Below are 11,363 nucleotides of genomic sequence, written 5' to 3' on the forward strand. Positions count from 1 at the left end.
TTTCTCAACCAACAATCAGGGTGTCGAGTTTATTTTTAGAACTTGCCAACTGTTCATATAATTGCATAAATTCATCAGATGCCTGATCTGCCATTTCACTGAAAAGTTTTTTATAATAATTGATTCCTTCTGTCAGCTGCAGTTTAAATCCATTTAATTGTTTTATTTTTTTATCGCTGAAATGCTGCAACTGTTGTTTAATATCTTCCTGCAGGTAGTCGATATAAAGATTAAGCTCTTTGATAAAAACGTGCGGACGCTCTACCTGCTCCAAAAGATTAATTTTACCATAAATATGGCCGACCATTTCATCAAAAGCGTATACATCAGAGAAATATGCAAGGTTTGGTCCAGGGCAAATGGCTACAGCCTTATTTTCTTTCGGCTTAAGGATGTTGTATTTTAGGTAATTGGAAGAACAGAGTCCCTCACAAAGGCATATTTTTCCTGTAACCTCATCAAATTGTTTTTCATATTCTTCTGCAGTTAAACCAGCTGTTTGAAGACTTTTAATCTTTAAGTGCTGATATTCGCGGGATGCGGTACAAATGGCCTGTTCGGTAAATTCAGTATTGTTGCAAAGGTATTTCTTTGTGCATGGGCTTCCTGGTCTGCCCTTTTCAATCCGTTCAGTCCGCTGCTGCTCTACGGTACTGTTTCTGAAATTATTAAAACGGATGCCCAATGGTGAAGCATCGCTTAAATAAAAATCCTGTTCGGTTGAACCGGTAAGTTGTGTTAAAGTGTTCGCATCAACATTGGTTACTTCGGGTACCAATAAAAAAGGACTTCCCCAGCCTGTGGCATCAAGCTGATAATGTTGCAGCAAAAAGTTATGTTCTGAAGCGGTTCCGATTCCGCCCTGCACGGTGATCTTTTGTTTGGGCTCTTTTTCAATCTGAATTTCCTTTTGCGCCAAAGCAAGGTGATACATTTCAAAAAGCTCCCGGTACATATCGCTTCTTTTAGTTTTAAATTCCTCCAGAATCGGTCCAAGCAGATATCCTTCGGTAGCAAATGCATGACCGCCACAGTTTAAACCTGATTCGATCCTGAACTCTGATACCCATAGTCCTTTTTTAGCCAGAAATTTAGCTTGAATTAAAGCCGACCTGAAATCACTTACTTTCAAGATAATCCTCTTTTTTAATGAAGCATTTTCATCTGGAAAAAAATCGGCGAATTGCTCCATATAGCTATACAATTTGGGGTTCATTCCTGCGGAAAGTACTACTGAGGCATTGAGTTTACTTTCTGCGAAACCACGTAAAGCTGCTAGTGCATCTGTATTAACATCACCAGTGTATTCGCCATTCAAATAGTTCATTTTATCCACCTTAGCCATAATGTTAACATCAATGCTCCCCATGCGCATAGCATTTTTCAGTACGGATTTAAAGATCTGTTTGGCTTCTCCTTCGGGATACTCTATCATCAGTTCGTAACCATGTTTTAATTTTGAGGTATCGGGCAAGAGTTCGAAATAACGACAGATATCGCTACCCTCCGTAAAATCCTGCTGTTTTAAATTTTTGAAATCCTGGTTGATGCAATCTGATAAAAAGTTGAGATATGTCGTTATTCGCCGGCTTCGGCTATCGGTTTCACCTTTTGCAATCGCCTCGAAATCAACCGATCTGTTTCGTGAGTGATAAGCACGCATCCGTTCTACCAGTTCATCATCAACAATAGAGAGTACTGAAGAAATGCCATACCTGGCAACTTTTAAAGGAGTATCAATGGAGTAACCCAATCCCAAAACGGGAATATGAAATGAATGTGACATGGTTTTTTGATATAAAATTGGCTTTCAATATGCCCGGAAGGCCAAATATTTTCTACAGCAAAACTACCTTGTGTTAACGGTGGTTATGGTGATATGGCTCAAACCAAAAAATGAGCGAGATCACTTTTTTAGCCTATTGTTTCCGCCCATCAGATATTCTAGGTTCTCAAGCAATTTATTGATCCGCTTATGACATCTATTCTGAATCTTCTTTATCATAACAGTTTATATTTGCGTTATCAAAAAGAATATTTTACGATTAAGAAATAACTGATCAGCCATGAAAGCTATAGGATTTAAAACCTCACTACCAATAAGCGAAAACGAAAGTTTTATCGAATTTGAAACGCCTGTTCCACATCCAAAAGGACGAGATTTACTTGTCAAAATAAAGGCCATCAGCGTAAATCCGGTTGATTTTAAAATCCGCCAGAACAGCGCGAAAGATACCTTACTGGAAACACCCAAAGTAATTGGATGGGATGCTGTTGGAACAGTTGAAGCCGTTGGTGAAGACGTTTCCCTCTTTAAAACCGGAGACGAAGTATATTATGCCGGAGATTTAACACGAAGCGGCTCGAACGCAGAATACCAATTGATTGACGAACGCATAGTGGGTTTAAAACCAAAAAAATTAAATGATGCTGAAGCAGCCGCGATGCCATTAACTGCACTTACAGCCTGGGAATCGCTTTACGACCGTATTCGCATCAGCGAACAAAAAGATAAAGGGAAAAGCATCCTGATTATTGGTGGCGCAGGTGGCGTTGGCTCCATTGCCATACAGCTGGCAAAGAAAATAAGTGGTTTGAAAGTGATTGCTACTGCCTCCAGACCGGAAACAAAAGACTGGTGTAAAGCCATGGGTGCAGATGTGGTGGTAGATCATAAAAACCTGGTTGAAGAAGTGCGTGCCGCAGGTTTTAAGGAAGTAGATTTTATTCTCGACTTTGTAGACCTGAACAGTTATTGGGATGACCTGGTAGAGCTGATTAAACCACAGGGTCATATCGTATCCATCACTGGATCAGCCACTCCTATTGCCCTAAATAAATTAAAAAACAAAAGCGTTACCTTTTCATGGGAACTGATGTACACCCGCTCTATGTACCAAACTGACGATATTGAACAGCAACATCACATTTTAAATGAAGTCGCTAAGTTATTGGACAACGGCACGCTTAAAACTACACTAAATCAAACCTTGAAGGGATTTACAGTAGAAAATTTAAAAGAAGCCCACCGTTTATTGGAAAGTGGCAAAACCATTGGCAAAGTGGTTATTGAATATTAGAAATATGCTTCAGATTAATGAAACAAATTCCAAAAAAAAATTGAAACGTTGGTCTTCCTCAACTGGAACGTAGTAGAATGCAGGCCCGTACTGGCGGGGAAATATTTACCTCGACAAATTTTGCTTCGTAGCGCTTTTAGGTTTTCGTCTGCGTTTAACCCGCTCGAAATGACCTTAGTCTATTTAGAATTATTTAGCATAAAAAAAGAGAGAAGTCAATAAAGCTTCTCTCTTTTTTATATCCTGTTTCAACTAAACTTTAGTCCTGTTCTCTGAACTTCTTTTTAACTGCGCATTAATGCGTTCCAAAACATTGTAAATATCGAAGGGTTTGCTGATGTAATCATCGGCAAATGCATCAATCGCTTTTTGCTCGCTATTGTTCTGTGCAGACATTACGATGATAGGAATATGTTTGGTAAAAATATCAGTTTTTAAATCTTCGCATATTTCTGCGCCGTTTCCATCTGGCAACATTACATCTAACAAGAAAAGATCAGGCATTGCATCCTGGATGTTTTTCTTCAGCTCTGCAAAAGATGAAGAAAGCTGTAATTCAAAACCCTCTTCTTTTAACAGGATTTCAATCACGTTTCTGATTTCCTGATCGTCTTCTAAAATGTGTATTCGTTTTTTTTCCATGTTCAAATTATATGTTTGGGATCTCCGTTCGCGTGGAATGCGCTACACGATAGTAACAGTAACACCCAAGCCCTCTAAATGTTTTACAATTTGTTCAGAAATTCCTTTATCTGTGATAATATGGTCAATTTCTTCCAATCCGCATATCTTTCCAAAGCCTCTCTTTCCAAATTTAGTAGAATCGGCCAGTACAATTGTTTTTTGCGATGCACCGATCATTTTACGGTTTAAATGTGCCTCCATGGCATTTGTAGTCGTTATTCCAAAATCCAGATCAATGCCATCTACCCCTAAAAATAGTTTATTAAAATAAAAGTCCTGCAAAACTTGCTCCGCGTAAGCCCCCATAACCGACGAAGAACTTTTTCTAAGTAAGCCACCCAACTGTATTACTTCAATACCAGGTTCACGCATTAATTCAAGCGCTACATTTAATGCAGAAGTAACCACCGTTAAATTTGTTGCAGGCGCAATGTTCTTCGCAAAATACAATACTGTGGTACCAGAAGCAATCACAATAGAATCGTTATCGTTCAGCAATGCTGCTGCAGCCATCCCGATTTTGTTCTTTTCGGTAGATTGTATTTTTTCTTTCTCATTAACCGGACGGTCAACGGTATAGGGATTGTTTATCGTTGCTCCACCGTGTGTCCTAAACAGAAGGCTCTTGTCTTCCAGCAGTTTTAAGTCCTTTCTTATTGTTACAGAAGATACTTTCAATTCCTTACACAAATCTACCACATTTATGTATTGATCACGTTGCAGGCGACTTAAAATAAACTGGTGCCTCTCAGCCAAATTCATCATAGTATATTAAATTAGCGTGCTGCAAATTAGCAATAAAAACATTCTTTAATATATTTTAAACAAATATTTAATAAATTTTTAACCCACTTACAATATTATTTCAATTACAATTTCCTATAATTACGTATTATTTCGTTTTGTTATTTTTTAAACACCAATGAAGAGATTACATGCCCATCATTTAGCAGATAACATCATTTGGGACTTCATTATCATTGGCGGAGGTGCTACAGGTTTAGGCATAGCCTTAGATGCAGCAAGCCGGGGCTATGAAACCTTACTGGTAGAACAAGCTGATTTTGCCAAAGGAACATCCAGCAGAAGTACCAAACTCGTTCATGGCGGAGTTCGCTACCTTGCACAGGGCGACATCGGTTTGGTTAAACATGCTTTAAAAGAACGTGGTTTATTACAACAAAACGCTAAACACCTGGTAGATAAAGAAGAATTCCTCATTCCCTGCTATGATTGGTTTTCTGTTGTAAAATATTTAACCGGACTTACCCTTTACGATTGGTTGGCAGGCAAATATAGCTTTGGCAAATCTAAATTTTTCTCTAAAAAAGAAACCTTAACTATGATGCCCGGCATTAAAGAGAAAGGATTAAAAGGAAGCATCAGGTATTACGACGGAAAGTTTGATGATGCCCGTTTGGCCATCAACATTGCACAAACTGCTATGGAGAAAGGTGCATCATTATTAAACTATACCAAAGTAATAGGCTTATTAAAAAGCGGTGATACGGTTACCGGTATAGAAACAGAGGATACGATAACTGGCTCAAAAGCCAAGTACAATGGCAAAATTGTAATTAATGCAACAGGCGTATTTGTTGATGATATCCTGAACATGAATAATCCCGATACCAAAAAGATGGTCCGCCCCAGTCAGGGCGTGCATGTAGTATTGGAGAAAAGCTTTTTGAATAGCAAATCGGCATTAATGATCCCAAAAACATCTGATGGAAGGGTTTTATTTGCTGTTCCCTGGCATGAACATTTACTGGTAGGCACAACTGATACTCCACTTCATGAGCATAGCCTCGAGCCGCGCGCTTTAAAAGAAGAGGTTGATTTTATTATGGGTACTGCGGCAGCCTATTTTAACCGAAAGCCCGTGGAAAAGGATATTTTAAGCGTATTTTCAGGCTTACGTCCATTAGCTGCTCCTATTAATGGTGATGGAAATAGTACCAAAGAGATCAGCAGGGATCATAAACTGATTGTTTCTGCAAAGGGATTGATTACCATTACGGGCGGAAAGTGGACTACCTATCGCCTAATGGCAGAAGAAACTGTGAATTTAGCCATTACTCACGCAGGTTTAAAACCGAAAGCATGTGTAACCCAAAATTTAAGCATACATGGCAATATAGTTGATACAGAAAGTGGTCATTTAGCCATATATGGATCCGATCGCAGTAATATTGAAGCCTTGATCAAGCAAAATCCAGGTCTGGAAAAGCCTTTACATCCATCTTTTCCTTTTATGGAGGGCGAGGTAGTTTGGTCTGCAAGGAATGAAATGGCAGAAACTGTAGAAGATATTTTAAGTAGAAGGCTAAGGGTATTATTTATTGATGCACAGGCTGCGAAAGATATGGCGCCACGTGTAGCCTCGCTCCTCTCAAAAGAACTATCTGCAGATGAAAACTGGGCAGCCGATCAAATTGAAACTTTTAATAAATTAGCTGATGGTTACCTTTACCATCAACCTGTAAAATAACCTTGAAGGCATAGCCCGCTAACCAAATTTTCAACTATGAGTAAATATATATTGTCTATCGATCAGGGAACCACAAGTTCGAGAGCCATTATTTTTGATCACAATGGCGAAATTGTTGCCATCGCACAACGAGAATTCACACAGATTTATCCTAAAGCTGGCTGGGTAGAGCATGATCCAATGGAAATCTGGTCTACGCAACTGGCTGTTGTAACAGAAGTAATTGTAAAAGCCAGTCTTACCGTAAACGATATCGCCGCCATAGGCATTACCAATCAGCGTGAAACCACGGTTGTTTGGGATAAAGAAAGCGGAATGCCCATATATAATGCCATTGTTTGGCAAGACAGGCGTACCGCTGCTTATTGCGATGAAATTAAAGCAAAAGGTTTGGCGGGTAAAATCCAGGAGAAAACAGGCCTGATTATCGATTCTTATTTTTCTGCAACCAAAGCCCTTTGGGTTTTGGAAAATGTTGAAGGTGCGCGTGAAAAGGCTGAAGCAGGAAAACTGGCGTTTGGCACCATTGATACCTGGTTAATATGGAAATTAACAGCACGCGAAAAACATGTAACCGACGTAACCAATGCCTCCCGGACCATGCTTTACAACATCCATACTTTAAGCTGGGATGAAGAATTACTGGAACTTTTCGCTATACCAAAAACAATGCTTCCGGAAGTAAAATCATCGAGCGAGGTTTATGGTGTAACCGCTGGACGGATATTAGCTGCAAAAATTCCTATTGCAGGCATCGCTGGCGATCAGCAGTCGGCCTTATTCGGGCAAATGTGTACTGATATCGGAATGGTAAAAAACACCTACGGCACTGGCTGTTTCATGTTGATGAATATCGGAGAAAAGGCAAAAATTTCTGCCAATAACCTGTTAACCACTATCGCCTGGCAAATTAATAACGAAGTAAATTATGCTTTAGAGGGAAGTATTTTCATTGGTGGCGCTGTTGTACAGTGGCTTCGCGATGAAATGGGGTTAATTTCTAAATCGGCCGATGTAGAAACTTTAGCCAAAAAAGTAAACGATACGGATGGCGTTTACGTTGTTCCAGCTTTTGCCGGCTTGGGTGCCCCACACTGGGATCAACACGCGCGAGGCACGATTACCGGATTAACCCGGGGTACAAACAAATCGCATATTGCCAGGGCAGCCCTGGAAAGTATCGCCTATCAAACGATGGATGTGTTGAAAGCGATGGAAGCAGATGCAGGCGTAAATATTACCGAGTTAAGAGTTGATGGCGGCGCTACAGGCAATGATTTACTGATGCAGTTCCAGGCCGATCTGTTAAACTGTAAAGTAATCAGGCCAGAGGTAACAGAAGTTACTGCTATTGGCGCTGCATATCTTGCCGGGTTAGCTACTGGTTTCTGGGGAAGTATTGATGAGATCCGGTCGCAATGGAAAATTAACAGAACTTTTATTGCTGAAGAAGGAATTGATAATACTGAAAGAATAAAAGGTTGGAACAGGGCTGTAAAAGCAGCCAGGGTAAATGCAGAGGACTAGTAAAAAACGGGTTCGTCACCCTGATCCGATAACTATCGGATTTATTTCAGGGTCTTAGCTTTATGAATAGGCTGCTTCTTACAGATTGCCTTATACCTAATTCGACCTAATCAATTATAAAACGCTTAATTTTTCACAATGAATATATATCTTTCAGAATTTATTGGTACAGCACTCATGATTCTTTTAGGAAACGGTGTAGTGGCAAACGTAGTACTTAAAGGTACTAAAGGGAATAATGGAGGATGGATGGTCATTACAACCGCTTGGGCACTTGCCGTATTTGTAGGGGTTGTTGTTGCCGGCCCATATAGCGGGGCGCATTTAAATCCGGTTGTAACCCTCGGACTCGCCATTGGTAAAGGATTTAGCTGGGCCCTGGTTCCATTTTACATTGTGGCGCAGTTAGCTGGTGCCATGACTGGATCTTTACTCGTTTGGCTAATTTATAAAGACCATTTCGATGCTACTGATGATCAGGGTTTAAAAGCTGCACCTTTTGCAACTGCCCCGGCCATCAGAAATATTTCGTCGAATTTATTATCAGAAATTATTGGCACTTTCGTTTTAATATTTGTGATTTTTTATTTTACCGACGCCAGTATGGGTACTAAAGAAACGGTTAGCACTCCCATTGGCTTAGGCTCAATTGGCGCCATTCCCGTTGCGTTTTTAGTTTGGGTAATTGGTTTGGGATTAGGCGGAACAACCGGATATGCCATTAATCCGGTAAGAGATTTAGGACCGCGGATTGTCCATTTTTTGATTCCAATGAAGGGAAAAGGAAGTAGCGACTGGGCTTATGCCTGGATACCCATTGTTGGTCCGATAATAGGCTCCGTATTAGCCGCTGTAGCATTTTTACTGATCAGTAAATAAAGGCATTTGAGTTGTCAACTTTAAGCGTTTTTTCGTTAAAAAGTTGACAACTCTCTTTTTATGATTCCAGATTTAGTTGTGTAGTCAGATGTTTCCATCTGACTATAAACAAATCTAAATTCATTAACCAAAAACTAGAATTAAAGAATTTCCATTCCAAAACTTATTTAGTGTCAGATGGTAACATCTGACCTCACGAACCATGAAGAATACTATTACTGAAAAGCAGCTCTGCCTACTTGTTCATCTCCTAAGTATATCCAAATAGCACCTTTTAAATATTTGCCATAAATTATAAATCGCCTTTATTGAAAGGACGCAGGAATAATTATAGTTTATGTTCTTAAATAATTACCTTTGAAATAGATCAATCTTATAAGCTAACCAATCAGAATTGCAAGCATACTTCCTCGTTGTTGATACCGAAACGTCAGGCCTACCCAAAAATTGGACTGCCCCTTATTCTAAAGAAAAGAACTGGCCTTACATTGTGCAAATTGCCTGGATTATTTATGATCAATCCTACCAGGAAATTAAGCGGGAAAATCACTACATTAGAAATACCGATTTTAATATCGATAAGGCAGCATTAAAAATTCATAAAATTACACCAGAATATCTTCAAGAGCATGGGGAAAACAAAGAGAAGGTGATGTTGCAGTTTTCTGAAGATATAGAAAAATACAAACCTCTGGTTATCGGGCATTTTATTGAACTTGATTATCACATGGTAAATGTTGAATTGTACCGCATTGGTAAAGAAAACATATTTAAAAATCTGGCTTTTTTCTGCACGATGAAGGCAAGCGCTCCATATATCACGAATACCGTGATCAGTCATTTAAAACTGGATAAATTCTATACCATTTTATTCAATGAAGTACCCGAGAACAGCCATAATGCTTTATCTGACACACTAAATACCGCAAAGATTTTCTTTCACCTTTTAAAAACAGGCAAAATTAGCTTAACTTCAGTCTACCATCAGGAGCATACTTTTAACATGGAGAAAGAAAAAAGAAAAGAATTTTCATTTAAAAGAATTTTACAGGAACTTTTTAATGGAAGTTAAACTAGCTGATCAAATTTATACCGCTCGAATTGGAGACATTACTTTCAGAAAGATTGTGAGTTGCAGCTCAGGCACACCAATTTTTGAAGCCGCCATTAAAATGTCGGAGCAAAAAACCAGCTGTCTCTTTATTAAAAATGATCAGGGCGATTATCTGGGCTTTGTAACAGATATTACTTTAAGAGATAATGTAATTGCTCAGCAACTGAATGCAAATTTGCCTATTGATGAGGTGATGGATACCAATATTGTAACCATAACACCAGATGCTTATGTTTACGAAGCGATCTTGATGATGTTCAGCAAGAAATCGCGTTATCTACTGGTAAATGATAAAGGTAATTTTGTTGGCTTTCTGAGCAGAAACCGCCTTTTAAGTGAACAGGCCGAGTCTCCATTAGTTTTTATCCAATCGGTAAAGTCGGCTGTAAATACCAGCGATTTAAAATTAAAGTGGCAGAAGGTACCAGGCATCGTATCACAACTGCTCAGCAGGGGTGTACATTCGAAAATTGTGAATGAGGTAGTTACCACTATTGCTGATACCATTTCTTTTAAAATTATTGAAGATGTTATTGCCAAATTAGGTCCGCCACCTGCAAAATTTGTATTTATGGTTTTGGGTAGTGAAGGCAGGAAAGAGCTTAGTTTAAAAACAGATCAGGACAATGCCATTATTTATGAAGATACCGATGAAGAGCATAGAGCAGCTGTACGTTCCTATTTTCTAGATCTGGCTACTCAAGTCTCCGATAAACTAAATTTTGTAGGTTTTGTATATTGTGATGGCGATTATATGGCCACCAATCCAAACTGGACACATTCACTATCGCACTGGAAGTATAATTATAAAAACTGGATAGAGGAAGCGCTGCCTGAAACTGCGGTAAAATTTGCCGCATTTTTCGATTGCAGGGCTATTTATGGCGATCTGGCTATTATGGAAAGTCTGAGGTCTTTTGTTGATGAGGAATTGCAGAAACCGATAGAAAAATTCTACGTGTACCTGGCCAAAAATGCTTTGCTTTATGAGCCACCTCTCACCTATTTTAGAAACATCAGGACTCAAAAAATTCACAAAAAAGAGGTATTTGATATTAAAACAGCCATGACCCCTATTGTAGATTTAGCGAGGGTTTATGCCTTACAGAACAGGATTTTTCAGAAAGAAAATACCGGTGAACGTTTAAAAGCTTTAAGAGAGTTAGGCGTTTTTAGCGAAAATCAATTTAATGAACTTTCGCAATCGTATTATTATTTGATGGGCTTGAGATTGAAACATCAGGCCAACCTCATTGTCAACGATCAAGCCGCCCCTAATAATTTTATTGAAATTGATAGTTTAACTAAAATTGAAAAGGTAACGTTGATTGAAATCTTTAAAATAATCCTCAACTTTCAAAGTGGAATCAGAATGAAGTTTACCAATACTTTGGGATAAGCGCAGTGCATAGGGCGTTTAATACTAGGCGTTTATAATACCCGGACGTCTGCTGAATTTATTTCAGCATCTATCATGCTATTAACACGTTAATGGAAGACCCTGAAATAAATCCGATAGTTATCGGATCAGGGTGACGGTGAGCATGCTGAATATGGTCCCTGTAAGTCTCCGTTATTTCGTGAGGAC

At 39.0% G+C, this 11,363-nt stretch carries 9 protein-coding genes; 6 read left to right on the forward strand and 3 right to left on the reverse strand.

Going from position 1 to position 11,363, the window contains the following annotated elements:
- Positions 1–4: 4 nt before the first annotated feature.
- Complete coding sequence (locus tag OQX63_RS18115; protein ID WP_265852231.1) at positions 5–1,786, reverse strand: hypothetical protein; 1,782 nt, start codon at positions 1,784–1,786, stop codon at positions 5–7.
- 280 nt (positions 1,787–2,066) lie between these two features.
- On the opposite strand from OQX63_RS18115, the gene OQX63_RS18120 reads away from it, so the two are divergent.
- Positions 2,067–3,080, forward strand: a complete 1,014-nt coding sequence (locus OQX63_RS18120; protein ID WP_265852232.1) for a zinc-binding alcohol dehydrogenase family protein — start codon at positions 2,067–2,069, stop codon at positions 3,078–3,080.
- A 252-nt stretch (positions 3,081–3,332) separates the two neighbouring features.
- Here the strand turns inward: OQX63_RS18120 and OQX63_RS18125 are convergent, their stop codons facing one another.
- Both OQX63_RS18125 and OQX63_RS18130 read right to left on the reverse strand, forming a co-directional pair.
- Positions 3,333–3,722 (reverse strand): response regulator transcription factor, encoded by a 390-nt coding sequence (locus OQX63_RS18125; protein ID WP_147229462.1) that lies wholly within the window; start codon positions 3,720–3,722, stop codon positions 3,333–3,335.
- A 42-nt stretch (positions 3,723–3,764) separates the two neighbouring features.
- Positions 3,765–4,529: a DeoR/GlpR family DNA-binding transcription regulator gene (locus OQX63_RS18130; protein WP_265852233.1), complete on the reverse strand. Its 765-nt coding sequence runs from the start codon at positions 4,527–4,529 to the stop codon at positions 3,765–3,767.
- 157 nt (positions 4,530–4,686) lie between these two features.
- Here OQX63_RS18130 and OQX63_RS18135 point away from each other — a divergent pair, with 157 nt between their 5' ends.
- The 5 genes from OQX63_RS18135 (at position 4,687) to OQX63_RS18155 (ending at position 11,174) form a co-directional block, all read left to right on the forward strand.
- Positions 4,687–6,255, forward strand: coding sequence for a glycerol-3-phosphate dehydrogenase/oxidase (locus tag OQX63_RS18135; protein ID WP_265852234.1), 1,569 nt, complete (start codon positions 4,687–4,689; stop codon positions 6,253–6,255).
- A 36-nt stretch (positions 6,256–6,291) separates the two neighbouring features.
- Positions 6,292–7,782 carry a glycerol kinase GlpK gene (gene glpK / locus OQX63_RS18140; protein WP_265852235.1) on the forward strand — a complete coding sequence of 497 codons (1,491 nt, stop codon included), beginning with the start codon at positions 6,292–6,294 and terminating at the stop codon, positions 7,780–7,782.
- Between the two features lie 138 nt (positions 7,783–7,920).
- Complete coding sequence (locus OQX63_RS18145; protein WP_265852236.1) at positions 7,921–8,661, forward strand: MIP/aquaporin family protein; 741 nt, start codon at positions 7,921–7,923, stop codon at positions 8,659–8,661.
- 394 nt (positions 8,662–9,055) lie between these two features.
- Positions 9,056–9,733, forward strand: coding sequence for a 3'-5' exonuclease (locus OQX63_RS18150; RefSeq protein ID WP_265852237.1), 678 nt, complete (start codon positions 9,056–9,058; stop codon positions 9,731–9,733).
- The gene (locus OQX63_RS18155) at positions 9,723–11,174 is read left to right on the forward strand and encodes a DUF294 nucleotidyltransferase-like domain-containing protein (RefSeq protein WP_265852238.1); all 1,452 of its coding nucleotides are present in this window, start codon (positions 9,723–9,725) and stop codon (positions 11,172–11,174) included. The genes OQX63_RS18150 and OQX63_RS18155 overlap by 11 nt, the downstream gene beginning before the upstream one ends.
- Positions 11,175–11,363 lie beyond the last annotated feature (189 nt).

This window comes from Pedobacter sp. PF22-3, assembly GCF_026239555.1.
Lineage (GTDB): Bacteria > Bacteroidota > Bacteroidia > Sphingobacteriales > Sphingobacteriaceae > Pedobacter.